General features: G+C 32.1%; 21 protein-coding genes and 1 pseudogene. 21 read left to right on the top strand and 1 reads right to left on the bottom strand.

Going from position 1 to position 21,901, the window contains the following annotated elements:
* Position 1 precedes the first annotated feature (1 nt).
* The 6 genes from BQ7474_RS04635 to BQ7474_RS04610 all read left to right on the top strand — a co-directional run bounded on the left by BQ7474_RS04635 (position 2) and on the right by BQ7474_RS04610 (position 9,181).
* Positions 2-2,248, top strand: coding sequence for a glycogen/starch/alpha-glucan phosphorylase (locus BQ7474_RS04635; protein ID WP_073997812.1), 2,247 nt, complete (start codon positions 2-4; stop codon positions 2,246-2,248).
* Positions 2,238-4,133 (top strand): type I pullulanase, encoded by a 1,896-nt coding sequence (gene pulA, locus BQ7474_RS04630; protein ID WP_143179983.1) that lies wholly within the window; start codon positions 2,238-2,240, stop codon positions 4,131-4,133. Before BQ7474_RS04635 ends, pulA begins: the two co-directional genes overlap by 11 nt.
* Positions 4,123-5,814, top strand: a complete 1,692-nt coding sequence (locus BQ7474_RS04625) for a phospho-sugar mutase (protein WP_073997811.1) — start codon at positions 4,123-4,125, stop codon at positions 5,812-5,814. The genes pulA and BQ7474_RS04625 overlap by 11 nt, the downstream gene beginning before the upstream one ends.
* Positions 5,815-5,900: 86 nt before the next feature.
* Complete coding sequence (locus tag BQ7474_RS04620; RefSeq protein ID WP_073997810.1) at positions 5,901-6,404, top strand: FHA domain-containing protein; 504 nt, start codon at positions 5,901-5,903, stop codon at positions 6,402-6,404.
* Positions 6,397-7,659, top strand: a complete 1,263-nt coding sequence (locus BQ7474_RS04615) for an FtsW/RodA/SpoVE family cell cycle protein (RefSeq protein WP_073997809.1) — start codon at positions 6,397-6,399, stop codon at positions 7,657-7,659. Before BQ7474_RS04620 ends, BQ7474_RS04615 begins: the two co-directional genes overlap by 8 nt.
* Positions 7,652-9,181 carry a peptidoglycan D,D-transpeptidase FtsI family protein gene (locus BQ7474_RS04610; RefSeq protein ID WP_073997808.1) on the top strand — a complete coding sequence of 510 codons (1,530 nt, stop codon included), beginning with the start codon at positions 7,652-7,654 and terminating at the stop codon, positions 9,179-9,181. Before BQ7474_RS04615 ends, BQ7474_RS04610 begins: the two co-directional genes overlap by 8 nt.
* On the opposite strand, the gene BQ7474_RS04605 is transcribed toward BQ7474_RS04610, so the two are convergent.
* A complete protein-coding gene (locus BQ7474_RS04605; RefSeq protein ID WP_073997807.1) occupies positions 9,182-9,967 on the bottom strand; it encodes an NAD(+)/NADH kinase in 786 nt (261 codons plus the stop codon).
* 42 nt (positions 9,968-10,009) lie between these two features.
* Here BQ7474_RS04605 and BQ7474_RS04600 point away from each other — a divergent pair, with 42 nt between their 5' ends.
* From BQ7474_RS04600 to BQ7474_RS04535, 15 genes and pseudogenes are all read left to right on the top strand, one after another.
* The gene (locus BQ7474_RS04600) at positions 10,010-10,852 is read left to right on the top strand and encodes an RluA family pseudouridine synthase (RefSeq protein WP_073997806.1); all 843 of its coding nucleotides are present in this window, start codon (positions 10,010-10,012) and stop codon (positions 10,850-10,852) included.
* Positions 10,853-11,123: 271 nt separating this feature from the next.
* Positions 11,124-11,804 (top strand): YtxH domain-containing protein, encoded by a 681-nt coding sequence (locus BQ7474_RS04595; protein ID WP_073997805.1) that lies wholly within the window; start codon positions 11,124-11,126, stop codon positions 11,802-11,804.
* A 10-nt stretch (positions 11,805-11,814) separates the two neighbouring features.
* Complete coding sequence (locus tag BQ7474_RS04590; protein WP_044566271.1) at positions 11,815-12,258, top strand: hypothetical protein; 444 nt, start codon at positions 11,815-11,817, stop codon at positions 12,256-12,258.
* 51 nt (positions 12,259-12,309) lie between these two features.
* Positions 12,310-13,320, top strand: a complete 1,011-nt coding sequence (locus BQ7474_RS04585) for a LacI family DNA-binding transcriptional regulator (RefSeq protein ID WP_073997804.1) — start codon at positions 12,310-12,312, stop codon at positions 13,318-13,320.
* Positions 13,321-13,380: 60 nt separating this feature from the next.
* Positions 13,381-13,641 (top strand): HPr family phosphocarrier protein, encoded by a 261-nt coding sequence (locus BQ7474_RS04580; RefSeq protein ID WP_073997803.1) that lies wholly within the window; start codon positions 13,381-13,383, stop codon positions 13,639-13,641.
* Between the two features lie 64 nt (positions 13,642-13,705).
* Complete coding sequence (gene ptsP, locus BQ7474_RS04575) at positions 13,706-15,409, top strand: phosphoenolpyruvate--protein phosphotransferase (RefSeq protein WP_073997802.1); 1,704 nt, start codon at positions 13,706-13,708, stop codon at positions 15,407-15,409.
* 1 nt (position 15,410) lies between these two features.
* Positions 15,411-16,274 carry a hypothetical protein gene (locus BQ7474_RS04570; protein WP_082187884.1) on the top strand — a complete coding sequence of 288 codons (864 nt, stop codon included), beginning with the start codon at positions 15,411-15,413 and terminating at the stop codon, positions 16,272-16,274.
* 86 nt (positions 16,275-16,360) lie between these two features.
* The gene (locus BQ7474_RS04565; RefSeq protein WP_073997801.1) at positions 16,361-17,197 is read left to right on the top strand and encodes a YitT family protein; all 837 of its coding nucleotides are present in this window, start codon (positions 16,361-16,363) and stop codon (positions 17,195-17,197) included.
* Positions 17,198-17,206: 9 nt separating this feature from the next.
* Positions 17,207-17,308: pseudogene (locus BQ7474_RS10995) on the top strand (RNA-binding protein); the annotation flags it as partial.
* 162 nt (positions 17,309-17,470) lie between these two features.
* Entirely contained in the window at positions 17,471-18,019 is a 549-nt protein-coding gene (locus tag BQ7474_RS04560; RefSeq protein ID WP_235821474.1) for a S1 RNA-binding domain-containing protein, read from the top strand.
* Positions 18,016-18,756, top strand: a complete 741-nt coding sequence (locus BQ7474_RS04555) for a peptidylprolyl isomerase (protein ID WP_073997799.1) — start codon at positions 18,016-18,018, stop codon at positions 18,754-18,756. Before BQ7474_RS04560 ends, BQ7474_RS04555 begins: the two co-directional genes overlap by 4 nt.
* A gap of 9 nt (positions 18,757-18,765) precedes the next feature.
* The gene (locus tag BQ7474_RS04550; protein ID WP_073997798.1) at positions 18,766-20,133 is read left to right on the top strand and encodes a zinc-binding metallopeptidase family protein; all 1,368 of its coding nucleotides are present in this window, start codon (positions 18,766-18,768) and stop codon (positions 20,131-20,133) included.
* A gap of 10 nt (positions 20,134-20,143) precedes the next feature.
* Entirely contained in the window at positions 20,144-20,524 is a 381-nt protein-coding gene (locus BQ7474_RS04545) for a DUF1292 domain-containing protein (RefSeq protein ID WP_073997797.1), read from the top strand.
* The gene (locus BQ7474_RS04540; protein ID WP_073997796.1) at positions 20,517-21,464 is read left to right on the top strand and encodes a tRNA modification radical SAM protein MnmL/YtqA; all 948 of its coding nucleotides are present in this window, start codon (positions 20,517-20,519) and stop codon (positions 21,462-21,464) included. The genes BQ7474_RS04545 and BQ7474_RS04540 overlap by 8 nt, the downstream gene beginning before the upstream one ends.
* Positions 21,465-21,887 (top strand): hypothetical protein, encoded by a 423-nt coding sequence (locus BQ7474_RS04535; RefSeq protein WP_073997795.1) that lies wholly within the window; start codon positions 21,465-21,467, stop codon positions 21,885-21,887.
* The last annotated feature ends 14 nt before the right edge of the window (positions 21,888-21,901 follow it).

Below are 21,901 nucleotides of genomic sequence, written 5' to 3'. Positions count from 1 at the left end.
TATGAAAATTAATAAGAATACTATCATAGAAAGAATACAAAATTATTTGTATTCTTTTTATGCTAAAGACCTAAACACAGCAAGAGAAAGGGAAATCTATGATTGCCTATGCCGTTATATTATGGAAAGTGTAGGCAAGACTTGGGTCTCTTCCAAGAAAATAAAAGAGGGTTACGAAGTCTATATATTAAGTTTTGAGTATCTGCCTGGGTCTTTCCTATCAAACATAATATATAAACTTGATATTGAAGATGAGATTAAGGCAGCCATTGGTGAAATTGGCTTTGATTATGATTCTATCATGGCTTATGACCTAGACCCAGCCCTCGGCATTGGTGATATGGGCATGGGTTCTTCCTACCTTATAAATGCTCTAACAGATCAAAAGATAAAGGCCACAGCCTACGCACTTCGCTATGAATCAGGTGATTTTAAGCAGGTTATAGCCAACGGTAAGCAAGAAGTAAGGTCAGATTCATGGTTAGAACACGGGTCAAATTGGGAACACCAAAAATCTTTTACAAATCTAATAGAAATATATGGGAAAAACCACAAGACTGTAACCTACGACATGCCCATACTTTCATCTGATGCTAAATTTGTAAATACACTTAGACTTTTTAAATCTGAGCCAACTTCAGTAATAGATGTTAACGAGTTTTCTAATGGGGATATAATCAATGCCTATGGGGATTATATTAATAACCTTTCAATTACTCAGTTTCTTTATGTAGACGATTCTTCATATGAGGGCAAGATTTTAAGGTTAAAACAAGAATATTTCTTTGCAGCATCAGCTATGAGAGACTTTGTAAGAAGATACATCTTGTATTATGAGGATATAAATAATATCAATAAACAAACTAAAGTTATTATAAACGACATTCATCCGACCCTAGCCTTAGTCGAATTTATCAGAATCCTTACAAGAGAACATAAATTCACTATGAGAAAAGCTATAGCTTATACAAGGGAAATATTCTACCACCTAGTGTTTTCTATAACAGATGATTCACTAGAAAACTATCCAGCCGATGAAATAAGAAAGCTGAATCCAGAACTTTATAGTACTATTATCGACATACAAACAGAACTAGGAAAATCAGAAAGCTATTTGCCTTTAATAGAAAATGGACAGATGATTTTTAAAAATATTAATATAGTCCTATCCAGGGAATATATCTTCTTATCTAAGGTGCTTTTTGAAAACAAGTCAATATCAAACAATACTTCCTATATGAACATGGGAAGCGATAGGCAAATGTACGGTCAATCTGCAAACCTTAAGCTTTATGATCTTCTTAGAGAATATAATATCAATGATTATAGAAATGATAGCAAGAAGCTTATTTATCTAAAAGAGAACAAAGACTTTATCGATAGCCTAGATGAAATTAAATTCTATAATAAAGTAAAGCTAAGCAAATATTTGAAAGATCCATCCATAAATCCTTATTCAATATTTGATTTGCAGCTATCTATAATTCACGAAAGCAAAAGGCAAATACTAAATGCCCTAGAAATTGCCTATGAATATTTTTATCTAAGAGATAATACAAATGCTTATTTTGTACCAAAAACTTATATTTTTTCTGGCAAGGCCAATGAGGGTTACTATGTGGCAAAGGAAACCATAAAGTTTATTCTAGCCCTTAAAAAACTTATAGAAGCAGATAAGATTATAAGTAAGAAAATCAAGATTATTTTTGTAGAAAATACTGGGGTTAAAGACCTGAGAATACTTTATCCAGCGGCAGATGTATATTCTAACCTAGCCCATCCATTAATGGATAATCAAAACTTTGATATAATAAACTGTCTATACAATATGTCAAATGTGATTTCAACTAAGGCAGGAATTGTTGAAAATTTGGATATTGCTAATGAATTTTATCTATTAGATGATGATTATAAAACTTATGAGGCAATAAGAAAAGAAAGAAAATATATTGCTAATGATATCATTTATCAAAACAAAATAGTAAAATATACTATTGACAGGCTATTAAATGAGCCTAAGGAAGCTTTCCCATATGATTTTAAAAACTTATATGACGAAATACTACTATACAATGATTCATTTAATGTATTCCTAGACCTAGAAAATCTTGTGAACCTAAGAAAAGATATGCAAAAAGACTATATAGACAAGGAAAAATGGACACAAAATAGTATGCAAAATTTCATATGGGCTAGCAAATTTAACCTAGATGACTTATTAAAAAGGAAAAGAAGTTTTGATAAATAATATTAGCTATGAACAAATTAAAGATATAAAACTTGGAGCCATATATAGTAAAGATGAAACTACTTTTAGAGTTTTTGCGCCATCAGTCGACCAAATATATCTGGCCATATCAAAAGACTATAGAAATCCAAGAAAAGATTTTATAAAGATGGAAAAATCTCAGTATGATATCTACCAAGTTACTTTATCAGGAGATTATGAAGGATATTATTATTCGTATTTTGTGGATGACAAATACATGGTGACTGACCCCTACTCCTTTGCTTCTTCTATAAATTCTATGTATTCTGTAGTTTGTGATATGGAAAAAACAAATCCTGATGGATTTCTAGAGACGCAAGTACCACAAATACCAGAAAATGAAGCTATAATATATGAACTTAATGTCAAAAATTATACAGCTGATGATACTAGTGGAGTAAAGTACAAAGGCAAGTATCTTGGCCTATGCCAGGAGGGAACTGCCTATAAGGGACTTGCCACAGGCATTGATAATTTAGTTGACCTTGGCATAAGCCATGTTCAGCTTTTGCCTATATATGACTTTATAAGTGTTGATGAATCAAATGATAGATTTTTTGATGATGATAACTACAACTGGGGCTATGACCCTGAGCTATATTTTAACCCAGAAGGATCTTATGCTACAGATCCTGATGATCCTACAAATAGGATATTTGAAATTAAAGAAATGATTCAAAAGTTTCATGAAAAAAATATAGCCCTTGTAATGGATGTCGTATTTAACCACACATTTAAGTCTTATGATTCAAATCTAAATACACTTGGTAAAAATTATTATTATAGGATGACTGATGATGGGAATTTTTCCAATGCTACTGGAGTGGGTAATGAACTAGCAAGCGAGAGACCCTTTGTAAGGAAACTAATAATTGACTCTTTGAAATATTGGGTTAAGGAGTATAAGATTGATGGCTTTAGGTTTGACCTTATGGCCGTAATAGACCTTGATACCATAAAACTTGCTGTTAAAGAACTTAGAAAGATTAATCCCAACATAATTATCTATGGAGAACCATGGATGGCTCTTGAAACAACCCTTCCATATGATCTTCACACTATTAAAGGTTCACAAAGATCTAATGGTTTTGGAGTCTTTAATGACATTTTTCGAGATGCAATAAAGGGCGATACTGATTCCTATGGGACAGGCTACATCCAGGGGGACTATTATTTAAAGCCTATTATAGAACAATCCATAGCTGGCTCTATCGCCTATGATGACCTAAGGAGTGGTTTTGCAGATGATGCAAGCGAGTCAATAAATTATTTTAATTGCCACGACAATTTGATTTTATATGACAAATTGCAGATTTCTCTTAAAAACTTGGATCAAATAGATGATTATGTGAAGCTTGCAATAGGAATGATTTTCCTATCATTTGGCAAGGTGTTTTTATATGAGGGAAATGAATTTAACCATACTAAGAAAAATGACAGGAATTCTTACAATTCACCACTTTTTGTAAATGCTATTAATTGGAAGGAAAAAGAAGACCACCTGAATATCTTCAACTACACCAAAGATTTGATAGAACTAAGAAAATCATTGAAGGCCTTTACAAAAACTGATCCAACATTTATTCGCAGCAATCTAAAGTTTATGGATGGATTAAAGGATTCTATGATAATTTATAGTTTGGAATATGAAGGTTTAAAGAATCTCGTTGTAATAAATGTCGGCCAAGATGGAGAAATAATCCCAAGAAGATCAATAGAAAGTTTTATAGGAGATAAAAAACTTAGAATTGACAATATCTTTAACAAAGAGGGTAAAAATACAAGTAAGAAGATAGAAGCAGACCTATATGTAGATGGTCTATCAATAAATGTTTACCATTTAGGAGGAAAAAATGGACTATAAAGAATCTTTTAATTTGTGGTACAACAATGACAAATTTGACGATCAGACAAAAAAAGAACTAGAAGAGATCAAAGACAATGACGAAGAAATCAAGGATAGGTTTTATTCTTCCTTAGAATTTGGTACAGCAGGTCTTCGTGGCAAACTAGGTGCAGGAACCAACCGTATGAACGAATACATGGTTGCTCAAGCAAGCCAGGGATTTGCCGATACAGTTGCTGAAATGGGCGAGGATGCTAAAAAAGCAGGAGTTGCAATCTCATATGACGTACGTCACAAATCAGAAGAATTCGCTCGCGTAACAGCAGAAGTTTTTGCTGCTAATGGCATCAAGGTTTACATTCACAAGGAAATTCAACCAACTCCAGTTTTATCATACACAGTTAGACACCTTAAAACAGCTGCCGGAGTAATGATTACAGCAAGCCACAACCCAATGGAATACAATGGATACAAGGCATACAACAGCGAAGGCAGCCAAATCCTAGATGAAACTGCAGACAAAATTTTAGGCCACATTGCTGAGCACCCTGACTTTTTCGAAATTCCACGTATAGACTTTGAAAAGGGGATTGAAGATGGCATAATCGAATGGGTTAGTGATGACTTGATAGAAGACTATGTAAAAGAAGTACTTGATTGTACAATTAATGAAGATATAGATAAAGATATCAAAATTGTTTATACTCCACTAAATGGAGCTGGTAACAAACTAGTTAGAAGAATATTAGACGAACGTGGATTTAAAAATATATACGTTGTCGCAGAACAAGAAAATCCAGATCCAAACTTTACAACAGTAGGATATCCAAACCCAGAAGACCCAGCTGCTTTCAAGTATTCAGAAAAACTTGGCAAAGAACTAGATGCAGATTTATTACTAGCAACAGACCCTGATTCAGATAGATGTGCTGTAGAAATAAAAGATGAGAATGGAGAGTATGTATTCTTAACAGGCAATAAGATTGGATCACTTTTAACCAACTATATCCTATCAGCCTTAAAGGAAAATGGAGAACTTCCTGAAAATCCAGCTGTAGTAAAATCTCTTGTATCAACAGATTTGATTAGTCCTATTTGTGAAAAATACGGAGTTCAAAAATATGACGTTCTAACAGGATTTAAAAACATTTATGCAGTAGCAAATGAACTAGAAAGAACTGGTGAAGGTAAGTTCGTATTTGGTTTTGAAGAATCTATAGGTTATAACTACAAGGATTTTGTAAGGGACAAGGATGCTGTAAACTCTGCAATGATGATATCTGAGATGGCAGGATACTACAAAAAACAAGGCAAATCCTTGCTAGATGTACTTGAAGATATCTATCAAGAACACGGATTCTATGCCAACGAAGTTGTATCAATCACCCTAACCGGCCTTGATGGACAAGCAAGAATCGGAAGAATTATGGAAGAAGTTAGAAACAATCCTATAGATGAACTTGCTGGCCTAAAAACAGCTAAGATTATTGACTACAAATTTGATGATACTGGCCTTCCAAAATCAAATGTTTTGAAATATTACTTTGAAGATGACTCATGGCTTGCACTTAGACCATCTGGAACAGAACCAAAAATCAAGATTTATGTCAATGCAATAAGTGATAGCAAAGATGGTTCTGATACAAAGAAAGATGAAATGATCAAGGCTATGAAAGAAGTAATTGATAGTGTAGAATAAAATTTCTAGGGCTTTTGCCCTAGTTTTTTTGTTTTAAAAAGATTTTTATGTGGTAAAATATAGGTACTAAAGAAAAGGAAGATATTATGGAAAGTTTTTTTAATTTTATAGATAAATTTTTTTCAATAAATGTATTTGGAAACTTAACTTTATATCAATTGATTTCAACAATACTTAAATACGTATTTGTCGTAGTTGTATTTTACTTCATATATTCAATCATTAGAATAATATATTATGATGTGAGGACAACTCTTAAAAAAGAAAAGGAATCCGATACATATCTTAAATTATTAAATAGAGAAGATGGCTTTAGATTTATAGTCCAAGAGTATTATTTCATAGGAGAAGAAGATACAATTGGTAGAGATGAGAGAAATACTATTTGCATTAAGGACAAATATCTATCGAAATTCCACGCTAGGATTATCCAAGATGAGGATATATATTTCTTGGAGGATTTAAAATCAGCCAATGGAACCTATCTTAACGATGAGAGAATTTATGACGCAATTGAGCTAAAATCAAATGACATAATTCATATTGGCCAGTTGCAGTTCTTATTTATCCAAGGAGAGGAAAATGAATAAGGACATAGCATTAGTAGAAAATGAAAAAAAATACACCAGAAAATCAGCGGTGTTGTTGCTTATATTTACATTTTTGTCTTTGTCCCTATCTTTGATATATAACATTCAAAACATAGGGGAGACTGATTTATATACTTATCTTGCTATCTTATTTGTCGTTATCTTATCGACTAGTTTGGTAAGCAAGATTACCAAGGCTGACAATATTTTGCTAATGATTGTAAATATGCTCTTTTCAATAGGTGTATCTATGATTTATAGGCTTGATCCTGCCTATGGCAAAAGACAATTGCAATTTTACCTAGTAGGTATGGTCCTATTTTTCCTTACATTTTTTATTTTGAAAGCCTTTAAGTTTTGGTCCAAGATTTCTATATTCTATGTAGTAGTTTCAATAGGACTATTTATGGCGACCCTTGTATTTGGTACTTACATTGGTGGGGCAAAAAACTGGATTGTCATTAAAAATATAATTACTATCCAACCCTCTGAGTTTATAAAAGTGCCACTAGCATTTTTTATTGCAAGTTTCTATAGCAATTACAACCAAATCGTTAGCAAACCTTTTGGAAGATTTTACATGGAATTTGTAATCCTTGTATACATTGGATTCCTATTCTTGCAAAAAGACTTGGGAACGGCCCTGATATTTTTTGGCCTAATGATTCTAAGCCAATTTGTCTTCGAAAAGGATAGATTTTTAATTACCTTTAATATAATAGCCATGATCTTAGGTTCTATTTTGGCTTATTTTATGTTTGGTCACGTTAGAATAAGAGTTGCAACCTGGCTTGACCCATGGTCTGATATAAATAGGACAGGCTACCAGATTACCCAAGCTCTATTTGCTTTGGCAAGTGGTGGACTTTTTGGCACAGGCATTGGTCTTGGCCATCCAGACTATATACCAGTTGCAGAATCTGACTTTATTTTCTCAGCCATATCTGAAGAAATGGGAGTCTTTATGGGAATTGCTGTAATACTTTTATTTATGATTTTGGTATATAGGGCCTTTAAAATTTCCCTGATACAACAGGACAAGTTCTTTTCTACTCTTGCCTTTTGTATAGGAGTATTATTTGCCATACAGACATTTATAATACTTGGTGGAGTTTTAAAACTTATCCCACTTACAGGTGTAACTTTGCCATTTATATCCCAAGGTGGATCATCCATGTTATCTGGTTTTATCCTACTTGGATGTCTGCAATATTGTGCATCTGACATTAAATATGGAGATGAAATAGATGAGTGAAGATAAAAAATACCGAGCTAGTAAAAAAAGAAAGACAGATGAAACTTTTCTAAAAAAGATAATAAAAAAAGAAGAAGAGTATAGGATCAAAGATAGCAAAGAGCTAAAAGTCCTATCAAAATCTACCCTAAATAAAAGGCTTCTTTTTGTTATGATATTTTTTGTCGTCCTATTTATGGGTCTTGCCATCTATTTGGTATATTTCCAGCTTTTTAAATCAAGCGAAATAGCAAAAAATGAGAATAATAGAAGACTTTGGATAAATGAAGATGCCATAGACAGGGGAGATATTTATGATAGCTTAGGCAATCTTTTGGCCTATGATGAGGAAAATTCCGACGGTTCAAAAACTCGTATTTATAATTATGGAGCTATAAGTTCTACTATAACAGGTTATAATTCCAAGACTTATGGCAAGACTGGTCTTGAAAAGACCTACAACAAGTGGTTATTAAATCTTCACGATGATAATTTAAGTCAGTTTAGGAAGATGATTGTAAATAATGATAAGGGCAACGATTTGCACCTTACCTTAAATCAAAATATACAAAATTTAACCTATAATTATATGAGCCAATACACTGGAGCGGCAGTTGTTATGAATCCAAAGACAGGAGAAATACTTGCTATGGTTTCTCTACCGACATTTAATCCAAATTCTGTAGATGCAGATTGGGAGAATCTTATAGCAAATAACAACGGACCCTTAGTTAATAGGGCGTCTGCTGGACTTTATAGGCCGGGATCGACATTTAAGATTGTAACAACCAATGCTATACTAGATTCAAATATTGACCAGTCATACGAAGATACAGGATCAGAAGTGATACAAAACTTTGAGATTACAAACTTTGACAATCAAGTCTTTGGAGCACTAGACTTAAGACATGCCTTCATATATTCTGTTAATACTTACTTTGCAAAAAAAACTAACGATATGGGCAAAGAAAGTTTGATGAATATGACTGATAAGTATATGTTTAACAAACCTTATGAATTTGATTTGGAAAAATATGATTCTGTTATTCCATACAAGGAACTAAATCAAGCAGACCTAGCTATGACAGGTTTTGGCTATGGTAAAACTCAAGTGACACCTCTCCATATGGCGATGATTACATCAACTATAGCAAATGGTGGTGTTATGATGAAGCCTCGCTTGGTCTCAACTATCACAGATAAAGACGAGAATGTAATTTATGAAAACAAAAAGGAAATCTTATCAAAGGTTACGAATATGACTAATGCAAATACCATTCGTGACTTGATGGTGGATGTAGTAAATGAGGGAACTGCAAAAGGTGCATATGTTGATGGCATACAAGTTGCAGGTAAAACTGGAACAGCAGATAAGGCCAACGGATTTATAGATGCATGGTTTGTTGGTTTTGCTCCAGCTTATGATCCAAAGATAGCAGTAGCAATAGTTGTAGAAAATTCAGCTGACACAGGTGGTGTGACAGTTGCCCCTATTGCAGGAAATCTTATTAGAGATATATTTAACCAAGTTAATCTAGATTAATTATAGAAGCTTATTCTTGATATTAGTCCAATAGTGATTTTTATCGAGAATAAGTTTTTTTATTGTCTTATTTGAAACTTTTATACTGATTTTGTAGTCCTTAGTATTGTATTCCTTGCCATCAAAGATAAAGACAGTGTGGTAATTGTCTCTTTTTGAAACTAAGATGTCGATAGTAGCATCTTCAGGCAAGACAACTGGCGAAATAATTGCATTATTCAAATTTGAAAAAATAGGCGCAATAGGAGTTAGTGAATAGCCCTTCAAAGATTGGTGCAAGATAGATCCACCACAAGATAAGTTGTAGGCAGTAGAACCATGTGGGGTAGCAATAATCAGGCCATCTCCTTGGAAATTTTCTACAAAATTGCCATCTATAAAAACCTTAAGCCTAACTATTTGATTTTTATTACTCTTAACTACTACTTCATTAAGAGAATCCATGTGTTTCTTATTAACCTGAGATTCTAGAATAGTAAGCTCTTCTACATTGTAATTGCCATCTTTAAAAGCTTTCACAAAGTTTTCAATCTCACCAACTTCAACTTCCTGGTAAAATCCCAAGTGCCCAGTATTTATCCCTATAAATGGAATATTGGTAAAGTTTGTATCATGAACTGCCTTTAAGAAAGTGCCATCACCACCAATAACAAGATTTAAAATAGCATCACTATTAAAGCTACTAGAAACTTCAAATCCATAATCTTCTAAGATATCCTTGGTTTTAAAAAATATACTTTTGCTAAATTTTGATTTATTTCTAAAAATATTAATAAAATTTGTCATATCAAAAATCCTCTCTTATAGTATTATAACATAGAGGTGAAAATGAATTACATTAGTTTTAAAATAAACAAAGACATAAAAGTTAAAAAATTTTTAGAAAAAAATGCTTTCTCAAAAAGAGCAATTACTGACATAGTAAAAGCAGGATACATTATTGATGATATTAATACTAGTAATAACCAGGATTTAAAAAGTGGTGATATATTAAAGATTCCCATAGAAGATGAAAACTTGGACTACGAACCTATTAAAGCTAAGTTAGATATAGTCTATGAAGACTTTCATATATTAGTAGTAGACAAGCCAGCAAATCTCACTGTAAACTCCAAAGGTCAAGAATCCCTGGCAAATCATATAGCCTATTATTTTAAAGAAAATGATATTAAGTCCAAGGTAAGGTTTATAAATAGACTTGATATGAACACCTCGGGTTTATTGATGGTTGCCAAGAATCCCTACGCCTTTGCCTACTATCAAAAGCAAATAGAGAACAATGATTTTTATAAATATTATATGGCAGTAGTAAATGGCAATGTAAATATTAATAGGACTCTTAAAACTAAACTTACTTACAATGAAGATAGGAAAAGATATGAAGTGGGCGAAGATGGAAAACTTGCAGTAAGTCAGTTTAAAACTATCGAATACGATCAGAAAAATAATATTAGCTATATAAAAGTAGACATAAAGACTGGCAAAACCCACCAAATCAGGTCACAACTATCATATTTGCGTCATCCTATAATAGGCGATATGCTATATGGTTCAAATATAGAAATGGATAGGTTTTTGCTACATTGTTATGAGATAAAATTTAAAAGATTTATTGACCGAAAGTTTATAGATATAAAGTCTAAGCCATCTTTTAGTCAATATTTAATTTGAAAAACTTTTCCCTATATATTATAATTAAGACATCCTAAGGAAGACAGGTCCGAATTTAAACCTACAACAATTATAAGGGATTGCTTTGTTCTAGTTTGGATGGAATGCCTCCAGAGAGTGGACTTCAGAAATTCTAGACGGCTTGCCCACCTTCACAAAAGCGAAGGTTATAATGTAGGGCCACCTTAGGATTTTTTTATAATTATTGTTATATACCTATGGTTTGTGGGTATATAATAGATATCAAAACTTAAAAGGAGAGATTAAATATATGTCAATAACAGATTATATTGAAGACAAAGCACGCGCTAAACAAAGAGAAATCAAATACGAGATTTGGAAAGCTAAAAATCACGACAGTAGAATGAGAACCCAAGGTGCTCTACTTGGAGCATTAGTTGGTGTTACCGCTGGTATACTATTAGCTCCAAAATCTGGTAAAGAAACTAGAGAAGATATCAGTGATGCATTTGATGAAACAGTTAAAACTGTAAAAGATACTACAAATGATTTAGTAGATAGTGCAGCTGATATGGTTGACAATGCTAAAGATTCTTATGAAGATATGAAATATAGAGCATATACAGACCTTGAACCAGTTAGAGAAGGATTTGACCATGGCAAAGAAATTGCTAGACAAACTGGTAAACAATTAGCTGAAACAGCTGGAAATGTTAAAGACAACGTTTCAGAAGGTGCAGAAGAATTAGGAAAGATTATTTCTAATACTGCAACAGATGTAGCAAGTGATGTCAAAGAAGGCGCTAAAGAAGCTGCTGAAGTAACTAGTGAAAAACACGAAGAAAACGTAAAAGAAGCTAACAATGCAAAGGAAGAAGTAAAAGATAGCGCTGATAAAACAGCAGAACTTGCAAAAGATAAAGCTGAGGAAACTAAAAGCGCTGATAAAAAAGTAAAAATTGAGATTGATAAGAAAAATAAAAAGAACTAGGGAGTTTTAAATGGTTACTATTAATTTTAATCTTCTTGGAAATATAATACTGACTATAGTAGGTATAGTTGCACTAGTGTTTTTGATTAAAACTTTAGCAAGTGTAAACAAGTTAGTTGGCTCAGTCCAAGAAGTTTTAGATAAGAATGCAGACAATTTAGATGATGTTATTGAAAAACTTCCTGGAGTAGTTGATCAAGCAAACTCGTTAGTAGCAAATGTTAACACAGTTGTTCAAGACCCAAATCTAAGAATGGCTATAGCAAAGGCTAACGATACTATGACAAATGTCAATAGTATAACTGATGACATCAGAGACACTGTAAACTATGTCGGTGAAACAGCTGTTGATAGTATTGATACTGTAGGAGCTGGAATCGCATCTGTTGGTGATTATTCATCATTGATTATGGATGTAATAGATATAGTAAGAAATGTAATATCTGGTAGATAATGAATCAAGAGTCATCAAAACGATGACTCTTTTTCTTAGGAAGGTGAAAATATGGGTCAACCAACAATAAAAGATGTAGCAAAATTGGCTGGAGTATCTATATCTACAGTATCTAGGGTAATGAATAATTCAAAACCAGTAAGCCCTGAAGCTAAACAAAAAGTACTTGATGCCATTAATAAGCTTGATTTTAAGCCAAATGAACTTGCAAGATCACTTGTAATGAGAAAGTCAAACTTAGTTGGTGTTATAGTTCAAGATATTGGTATAGAATATATGGCACAGCTTATAAGAGGTATAGAAGAAATAGGTAGGCTCTATAAGTATGATATGCTATTAACTTCTTCTTATGGACAAGAAGAGCAAATTAATAATTCTATTGATTTTCTTGCTACTAAGCAAGTAGAAGGCTTGGTAATCATAGCAGAAGATGTTAGCGATGAGACACTTCTAAAACTTAGAGAAACAAGAATTCCATTTATTCTATTAGATAAGTATCATTCATTTAAAACACTACATACAGTAAGAATCGACTATGAAACAGAACAATATAGGCTAGTAAAGCATCTCTTTGAGTCAGGTCATGAAAATGTATTGTTTTTAAACGATAGTGCCGACAATATCCTAAAACAAGCCAAAAAATCTGGATATGAAAAAGCTTGTAATGAGCTTGGCAAAAATTCCTACTATTTAGAATGTAATGGCAAGACAAGTAATGATGGATACGAGATTGGAAAAGAGGCCATTGCTCTTTGCAAAGAAAATGATATCAGTGCGGTAGCTTGTTGTTCTGATGAGCTAGCTATAGGTTTTATAGATTATTGTACTGACAATGCAATCAATGTACCAAATGACCTATCTGTAGCAGGATTTGGAGATGGATCAATAGCAAGTATCTATAGGCCAAATCTTACAACTATGGCTATTCCATACTATGATATTGGTGCAATAGCTATAAGAGCATTGATAAAGAGAATTCGTCAAGAAGATGACATCTTAACTGACGATTGGATAATAGATGCAAACCTTAAATTAAGAGAATCAAGCAAGTCTTTAAGTTGAAAATATAAACAATTTCAATTATAATATAAACATAGAAAAAGAATATAGGAGGCTATTATTATGGCAGAAAGAAAAGTTGTTGTAAGCAATGAAACAGGTTTACACGCTAGACCAGCAGCAAGTTTAGTTCAATTTGTTAAAAACTATCCTGGTGAAGTTAAAATTATAAAAGACGGTAAAGAAGCTAATGCAAAATCAATCTTCAACGTTATGAGCCTTGGAATTGCAAAAGGTACAGAAATTACTCTAATTGCAGAAGGTGAAGACGAAGAAAAATTTGTTGACGAATTAGTAGATTTTATAGAAAACTTATCAGAATAATTTAACTAGTAAGAGGGTACTGATTAAGTATCCTTTTTTTATACTTTGTTTAGAAGGGAAGAATATGAATACCAAATATGAAGGAATCAAGGCTTCTAGTGGACTTGCTATAGGTACAATCTACCTTTTTAATAGGCAAGAAGTGGCTGTAGACCAAAATAAAATAAGTGAGAATATGGTCGAAGAAGAAAAAACTAGAATTCATAATGCACTAGACTCTTATCTAGATGAACTTAGTGATACAAATGGAGCAAATGAAGCTCAAATTAATATTGCTAATGCTCACAAAGAGTTATTACAAGACCCATATTTCTCAGACACAATTGAAAGTAAAATTTCCAATGAATTCAAGAACTCTGAACTTGCTCTAAATGAAACCATCAATGAAATGGTAGAAATAATGAGTCAAATAGATGATGAATATCTAAAAGAGAGAGCAAGCGATTACAAAGATATAGGATATCAATTGATGTTTAAATTAAAGGGCATCAAGCCAAAAGATTTATCTTTAATTGAGCCAAATTCTATAGTGATTTCTAAAGAATTAACTCCATCTGATACTTCAAATATGAACAAAGATAATGTAGTTGGATTTGCTACAGATCTAGGTGGTAAAACAAGTCATACTTCAATCATTGCCCAAACATTAGATATGCCGGCTTTAGTTGGTATGAAAGATATTTCAACAAAGATTGAGGGTGGAGAAAAAGCCATAATAGATGGAAATGAAGGTTTTATAATTATAGACCCATCTGATGAATTAATATCCGAATATGAATCTAAAATCAAAGAACAAAAAGAAAAGAAAGAAAGACTTTCTTCGATAAAAGATAAAGAAGCAGTAACAAAAGATAATCGCCATGTAGAAGTTTCTGCAAATATTGGAAATATTGAAGACCTAAAAATTGCTATTGAAAATGGCTGCGATGGAGTAGGACTATTTAGAACAGAATTCTTATATATGGAAAATGACCACTTCCCAACAGAAGAAGAGCAATTTGACGTATACAAAGAAGCTACAGAGATGCTAGGTGAAAAGCCTCTTATAATCAGAACTCTAGATATTGGTGGAGATAAAGGATTAGATTACTTTGAATTCCCTGTAGAAGATAACCCATTTTTAGGTTATAGGGCAATAAGACTTTGCTTAGATAGGGAAGATATATTTATAACCCAATTAAAAGCTCTAGTTCGTGCGTCTGCCTTTGGAAATCTAAAAATAATGATACCTATGGTAATTAGTGTATCTGAGATTAAGAGGAGTTTGGAATTAATTGAACAAATCAAAGAAGAATTCGACAAAGAGGGCATCGCTTATAACAAAGACCTTGATGTTGGAATAATGGTTGAAACACCTGCTTCAGTATTTATGGCAGACAAGCTAATAAAATATGTCGATTTCTTTTCAATAGGAACAAATGACCTATCACAATACACACTAGCTGTAGATAGAGGCAATGAATTTATTTCTGAGCTATATTCTAACTATAACCCTGCCGTATTAAGAGCTATTAAACACGTTATAGATACTTCTCACAAGGCTGGCAAATGGACAGGTATGTGTGGACAGTTCGCATCTGATACATTTGCAACAGAACTATTACTAGGCCTAGGTTTAGATGAGTTCTCATCAGCATCAGCAAAAGTAGCAGAAATTAAGGATATCATAATAAACTCATCTTTTAAAGAATGCGAAGACTTTTCTAATAGGCTCTTAGATTTAGAAGGCCCAGAAGAAGTGGAAGAAGAAATTAATAAAAATAAATAAAATGGATAAAAAAATAATAGATACACTTAAAAAAATTGAATTTTTCGATTATGAATTATCCAATCAAGATATCACCTATATTTCTAAGAATAATTATGAAATAAAGGCTGATAATAGGTCTTATTTGCTGAAGTTATATGATAATTCACATAAAAATTATAGTGAATCTATAAATAAATTTGATAAATTTTCAAAGCCTATTGATGAAGATTTTTTGGAAGAATTAAATCAATACTATTATATCTATGATTTTGACAATTTTATATCTTTAAGAGAATACTTAGATAAATCTAATGAAAAAGATCAATATGACATGGGTCATAAGTTTGGTGAATTTTTAAAAGAATTTCATAGCCTACCAACAAGTGTTGATATCAACTGGTATAAACTGTGCAAGACAAAATCCAACTATCTTTTTTATAGGCATGGTCTTTGTGATATTATCGGAGATAATGATTATATACTGGCAGACTACATTAGCCACAATCAGCACATAACCAGGTCTGTTAAAACAAGCTATTTGCTAAGCGGCATTAGCCTTGATGATATTATTATTGACGACAAATTTAATATCCTAGCCACAGACTTTAAAGATGTCGGTGATCCTATATTTGATTTTACAAGTATAAACAGAATTGCTATAAAAAAACCAGAGTTTTCTAGAGGAGTTATTAATGGTTATTTTGACGGGAAAAAAGCCCCCATTAAATTTTTCAGACTCCTCGCCCTCTACCAGGCTTATTTGATACTAGAAAATATTGTAAATGCTAGATCATCAAAGCCTTGCTTATTTAGCAAGGAAGAGGAAAAATTATTACTTTTGATGTATGATAATTATAATCAAGAAATTCCTCAGTGGATATGAGAGAGTCTTTGGCTCTCTTTTTTATTTTCATTTACGAAATTAAATTTTTATGATAAGCTTTTACTATAAGATAGTGGAGGTAGAGGATGAAAAAGAATATATCGATTTTTGTAGGATCTTTGATCTTAGGTGCAGGCCTTTATTTTTTCTTGTTAATCCATGATATTTCAGCTGGTGGAGTATCTGGTCTATCGCTTGTATTTTCAAACCTGTTCAATATTGACCTAGGAATAATCAACTTTATCTTAAATGCCTTGGTATTGGTTTTGGGTGGCATATTTGTAAGCATAGATTTTGCAAAAAAATCTCTTCTATCTGCTGTAACTGTATCAATAGAAATAATTTTATTTGAAAGATTTCTACCTGATTTTAGCCTTTCTAGTAATGCGCTATTAAATACCTTGTGTGGACCTATAGTTATTGCGGCTGGTCTTGGCCTAATATTCTACAATGGTGGTTCTTCAGGCGGAACAGATGTTATAGCAACTATTATTAATAAATATACAAGTGTTCCTATACACATTTCTCTATTTTTTGCCGATTTTACAGTAGTAATATTATCAGCTTTTGTAATAGGTATAGAAAAATCTATGTATGCTTCACTTGCAATAATTATCCAATCCATTGCCCTAGATTATGTTATGCAAGGTCTTGGAAGGAAGATTGCTGTATATGTTATTAGCGATAAATATGAAGAAATCAATAATATACTTATTAAAAAATACCATAGGGGGGTAACACTCCTCCATGCCGAAGGTGGTTATACAGGAAGAGAAAAAAAGCTTATTCTAACTGTTTCTACCTTTAGGAGATATCCACTTATCAAAGATGATATATTAAAGGTTGATGACAGGGCATTTATATTCACAAATACTATATCTGAAGTATTTGGAGAAGGATTCACATTAAAACAATTAAATTAGGAGTTTGTTATCAAAGAATATAAGATAAAAAGATTTACAAAAAATAAGGCATATTTACAGACTAAGTTTGGAGATGCCGCAATAGATAAGAAAGAAGTCAAAGATTTTCATCAAGGGGAAAAAGTAGAAGCTTATTTATATAGAGACTACGATAATTTAATAAGAGCTAGTAGAGATTTTCCCTATGAAGTTGATAAAATTTATGATCTAGAAGCTGTAAAAGTTGATAAGAAGGGTGTCTACTTTGAAATAGAAGGAGGAAACCATGTTTTTATGCCTTTTACAGAAAGAACTTATAGACTTATCATGCATATGACCTATCCTGTTGCTTTCAAGTTAGATAGTAACAGCTTTATTTATCTAACTAGCAAAATCCGTGATTTACTTACAACTGATCACGAATTTAATGAAAATGATGAAGTTACTGGCAGAATTTATTCTATAAATAAGTCAATTGGTGCTTTTGTTGCAATAGATAATAAGTACGATTCCCTACTAAGGATGGACGAATTAAGGGGAGTTCACGTTGAAGGTGAACTAATTGAAGCTAGGGTTAAAGAAGTCAAAGATGATGGAAAGATTGAACTATCTTTAAGACAAAGGGCTTACCTAGAAATTGATAATGACAGTGACATGATTTTGGATTATCTAATAGACCACGATGGATTACTTAATCTATCTGATAAGTCTAGTCCAGATAAAATTAATGCCATATTTGGCATAAGCAAATCATCCTTTAAAAGAGCCATAGGCAGACTTTATAAAAATAACGATATCAAGATATATAACAACAAAATTGAACTAGTAAAGAGGAACCAATGAGCGAAAATAAATTATTGGCAGAGGTAAATGGCAAAAAAATATACGAAGATGATGTATTTCATCTTTTGGCTGGCATAGAAGATAAGCAAAGATTTAATTCCAAAGAAGGTTTTAATATATTGTCTGATGAACTTGTTAACCAGGAACTTATACTTCAAAACGCCAAAGAAAATAATTTTGACCAAGAAGAAGAGTTTATCGACAGACTCGAAGAAGTCAAAAATGATATGCTAAAAAACTATGCTATGCATAAGATTTTCAATGAAGTAACTATAAACGATGATGAAGTCCTTGATTATTACAATAAGAACAAGGATACATTATTCAGTCCGACCACATATAAAGCTTCCCATATCTTGGTAGAAGATGAAAAGGAAGCTAATAAAATACTAGAAGAGATAGCAAATGGTCTGGATTTTGCTGAAGCTGCTAAAAAATACTCCATTGACCCATCAAAGGATAATGGTGGCTCTCTAGGAACATTTCCAAAAGGAGTTATGGTTGCTGAATTTCAAGAAGGACTAGATAAGCTATCTATAGGAGAAGTATCAAAACCAGTCAAATCTCAATTTGGCTATCATTTGATAAAACTTGATGACAAAAATATAAATGAACAAAACTTTGAAGACATTAAAGATAATGTTAGATCAACCTACGAAATGATCAAAAGACAGGAAAAATATTTAGAACTAGTAAATGATCTTTATAAAGAATCTGAGGTCAAAAAATACTATTAGGCAAAAGTTATGGATTATGCAAATACGATAAGTAATCTTCAAGAAAATTTAAGACAATTTGAATCTTTAGGAGTTTTGACAAGTGAAAAGTCATATGTCGATCAATTTATAATTCATTCATCTAAATATGATGTTTCTTACTTTGATGACTCCATTTATATCAAAAAAGGTGACAATCCCAAAGCTGTATTGCATCTAAATATTGATTCAAATATAAAAGATTCTCAAATATCATTGAGCGAAGATGGTCTTTATCTGTATTCTAGCAATGATTTAAACTATGTTAATTCCTTGTTAGCGATTAATGAGCTTTTACAAAAATCTTCTAATGATTTTGATGTTTTGATTACTAAAAATAATATTCAAAAAGAGAATAGAGACTACAAGGCTTTGTATTTTCTTTTGAGGAGTAAGAATATTATCAATCTTAACCTTAGACAATCAAGGTGCTTAGCAAATGAATTTAGTTCTTTGATTTTGTCGAAAATAAATATTCCAGTAGAAAGGTTTTATCCAGACTATGACTATAAGATTTTTAGAATTAGTCTATCTAATCTGATAGGTGGACATAGTGGATCTGACCTTGATAAGGTTAGGATAAATTCTATAAAATCCCTAGTCACTTTTATTAGAAAAATGAAAGCTAAAGTAGACCTTAATATTATAAATCTTCAAGCAGGAGATAGGTACGATAGGATACCAAGTTTTGGCCATATAGATTTTGTAATCAAATCTGACTTTGTTAGTGACCTAGAAGATATTTTTGATTTAATTAAAAATGAATATATGGAAAAGAATTTAAAGCATGAGCCTAATATGGATTTTACTATGGAAGAAATCAATCTAAGTGAATTTAACCCAATTACTCAAGTATCATTTGAACACTTGTCTTCCTTTATAGAGCTTGTTCCATCTGGCGCATATGCTGTTGATAATTTGAATAACGAACTTATATCATCTATCAATTTATCTATATCTAGAACCAGTGAAGAATTTTTCAATTTCATCATAGTTTATAGGTCTTTGACTAGTGAATCAATGAAAGAAATGCTCAAAACAACAAAAATGGCTGCAAAAATTAGTTCGGCTAATATAGAAAGTGGTTTAATAATACCAAGGTGGAAAAACAGTAAAGATAACTTAACTGAAGTCTTCAAACAAGCTTTCAATGATTTAACAGGAGAAGAACTTGATGTGGCAAAAACACAATATTCACTAGATTCAAGTATAATTTTTAACAATTTAGATGTTAACTTGATTTCATTAGGGGTAGAATATAAACAAGGGGAGAGTGGCAATTATTTTTCTCCACTAGAAGATATCGCAGATGTAATAAAATTAGTGGATACTGCCCTAACCCATTTAGCAAAACTATAAGGAGTAGCTTATGACAGAAAAATTAGAATTGCATGATCATGAAGTAGAGTTTTTAAAAAATGAAGGAAAGGCTATAATTGAAATCGATTTAGGTGATGCTAGCGATGAGTGTTATTTACTGGATATATTTTCAGTTGATGGCACAGATTATGTGGCTTTGATTTCTAGTGAAAGCTATGAAATTTATTTATTCTACTATGAGGATTCATTCGAAGAAGAAGAAATTGACCTAAGATTAATAGATGATGAGGAAGAATTAGAAGAAGTTTTCCATTTATTCACCCACTATTGGGATGATGAAGCTATAGATCAAGTTGTAGAAGATTACAATTCAGACTTAGAAATTGAAGATGAATCAGAAGAGGAAGATGTAGAAGATTTTGATGAATAATCCGTATTATTCTATCAGTCAGTACTACAAAGATACCTATGGTGAAAAAGTCTATAAACTTCCTGTAAAGCTATCATTGACCTGTCCAAATAGAGATGGGGCCAAATGCTATGGTGGATGTATATTTTGCGGTGATAGTGGTGGCTCTTTTGAAAATTTGCCATCATATTTAAGTGTCGATGCCCAGCTTAGCCAAAATAAAGATTATATTGGCAAAAGATACAAAGCAAATAAATTTATTGCTTACTTTCAAAACTTTACCAATACTTATATGACTTTAGAAGAATTTAAGGAAATCATCAGAGCTTGCGAAAAAGACTATATAGTTGGTGTATCAATATCAACTAGGTCTGATTGTGTGACTGAAGATAAGCTTATGTTTCTTAAAAAATGGAGTGATGAGTATGGTAAGGATATAACTTTTGAGCTAGGCTTACAGACTGCGAATTATAAGACCCTAGATATATTAAATAGGGGCGAAACTTTAGCAGAATTTATCGAAGCTTGCAATTTGATTAATAAGTACGATTTTCGTATTTGCACCCATGTTATCTTATCCCTACCCTGGGATGATATAAGAGATGTCAGACAAACAGCTTTGATAATCAACGCTCTCAATGTTAAAGAAATTAAAATACATTCACTATTTGTTATTAAAGGCACAAAATTATACCAAATGTACCAAAATAACGAATTTACAATGCCGAGCAAGGAAGAGTATATAGAAAATGTTATCGAGTTTCTAAGAATCATAAAAAAAGATGTTGCCGTTCAAAGGCTTGTAGGGAGAGCACCAAAGGAAGAAACAGCCTTTTGTAATTGGGATACATCATGGTGGTTAATTAGAGATGAAATAATAGAAAAAATGAATAGAAATGGATTTGTTCAAGGGGATAAGTCTCAAAAAGTAGTGTTTAATAAAATTAAGGGGGATATGTAAATGCTTTATTACGTAATTGGAGAAGAAGGAACAGGTAAGACACAATATCTAGTTGATGAGGCTAACAAAGAAAAAGAAAACAATGTCAACAATATAGTTTTCATCACAACTGATAAGGATAGAACTAGAATATCTGATCACAAAGTTAGACTCATCAATGCAAAAAGTTACAATATTAACTGCCACTGTGCACTAAAAGGATTCATTGCAGGAATCTTGGCTCGTGACTATGATATTGGAAAAGTATATGTAGATGGAATTTACGATATTATAGATTTTGATAAAGAAAAACTTGAAAAACTTACAGACAGTTTAAGTGAACTATCAGAATATGCAAAAGCAGATATTTACCTTAGTCTAGACTGGTCAAAAGAAGATATTCCTGAGTCAGATAAAGCAACAATAATTGAACTTAATCAATAATATTGACAAATGAC

Source organism: Anaerococcus urinomassiliensis (assembly GCF_900128425.1).
In the GTDB taxonomy this organism is placed as follows: domain Bacteria; phylum Bacillota; class Clostridia; order Tissierellales; family Peptoniphilaceae; genus Anaerococcus; species Anaerococcus urinomassiliensis.
Note: the sequence above shows the minus strand (reverse complement) of the source record. Positions and strands in the feature narration are given on the sequence as shown.

What these genes read in the sequence shown, in the direction of transcription:
- BQ7474_RS04545 (WP_073997797.1), top strand. Translation starts at nt 20,144, where the DNA reads ATGACAGAAAAATTAGAATTGCATGATCATGAAGTAGAGTTTTTAAAA.
- BQ7474_RS04560 (WP_235821474.1), top strand. Translation starts at nt 17,471, where the DNA reads ATGCCTTTTACAGAAAGAACTTATAGACTTATCATGCATATGACCTAT.
- BQ7474_RS04620 (WP_073997810.1), top strand. Translation starts at nt 5,901, where the DNA reads ATGGAAAGTTTTTTTAATTTTATAGATAAATTTTTTTCAATAAATGTA.
- ptsP (WP_073997802.1), top strand. Translation starts at nt 13,706, where the DNA reads ATGAATACCAAATATGAAGGAATCAAGGCTTCTAGTGGACTTGCTATA.
- BQ7474_RS04540 (WP_073997796.1), top strand. Translation starts at nt 20,517, where the DNA reads ATGAATAATCCGTATTATTCTATCAGTCAGTACTACAAAGATACCTAT.
- BQ7474_RS04570 (WP_082187884.1), top strand. Translation starts at nt 15,411, where the DNA reads ATGGATAAAAAAATAATAGATACACTTAAAAAAATTGAATTTTTCGAT.
- BQ7474_RS04615 (WP_073997809.1), top strand. Translation starts at nt 6,397, where the DNA reads ATGAATAAGGACATAGCATTAGTAGAAAATGAAAAAAAATACACCAGA.
- BQ7474_RS04565 (WP_073997801.1), top strand. Translation starts at nt 16,361, where the DNA reads ATGAAAAAGAATATATCGATTTTTGTAGGATCTTTGATCTTAGGTGCA.
- BQ7474_RS04535 (WP_073997795.1), top strand. Translation starts at nt 21,465, where the DNA reads ATGCTTTATTACGTAATTGGAGAAGAAGGAACAGGTAAGACACAATAT.
- BQ7474_RS04600 (WP_073997806.1), top strand. Translation starts at nt 10,010, where the DNA reads ATGAATTACATTAGTTTTAAAATAAACAAAGACATAAAAGTTAAAAAA.
- BQ7474_RS04635 (WP_073997812.1), top strand. Translation starts at nt 2, where the DNA reads ATGAAAATTAATAAGAATACTATCATAGAAAGAATACAAAATTATTTG.
- BQ7474_RS04610 (WP_073997808.1), top strand. Translation starts at nt 7,652, where the DNA reads ATGAGTGAAGATAAAAAATACCGAGCTAGTAAAAAAAGAAAGACAGAT.
- BQ7474_RS04550 (WP_073997798.1), top strand. Translation starts at nt 18,766, where the DNA reads ATGGATTATGCAAATACGATAAGTAATCTTCAAGAAAATTTAAGACAA.
- BQ7474_RS04590 (WP_044566271.1), top strand. Translation starts at nt 11,815, where the DNA reads ATGGTTACTATTAATTTTAATCTTCTTGGAAATATAATACTGACTATA.
- BQ7474_RS04605 (WP_073997807.1), bottom strand. Translation starts at nt 9,967, where the DNA reads ATGACAAATTTTATTAATATTTTTAGAAATAAATCAAAATTTAGCAAA.
- BQ7474_RS04580 (WP_073997803.1), top strand. Translation starts at nt 13,381, where the DNA reads ATGGCAGAAAGAAAAGTTGTTGTAAGCAATGAAACAGGTTTACACGCT.
- BQ7474_RS04625 (WP_073997811.1), top strand. Translation starts at nt 4,123, where the DNA reads ATGGACTATAAAGAATCTTTTAATTTGTGGTACAACAATGACAAATTT.
- BQ7474_RS04595 (WP_073997805.1), top strand. Translation starts at nt 11,124, where the DNA reads ATGTCAATAACAGATTATATTGAAGACAAAGCACGCGCTAAACAAAGA.
- BQ7474_RS04585 (WP_073997804.1), top strand. Translation starts at nt 12,310, where the DNA reads ATGGGTCAACCAACAATAAAAGATGTAGCAAAATTGGCTGGAGTATCT.
- BQ7474_RS04555 (WP_073997799.1), top strand. Translation starts at nt 18,016, where the DNA reads ATGAGCGAAAATAAATTATTGGCAGAGGTAAATGGCAAAAAAATATAC.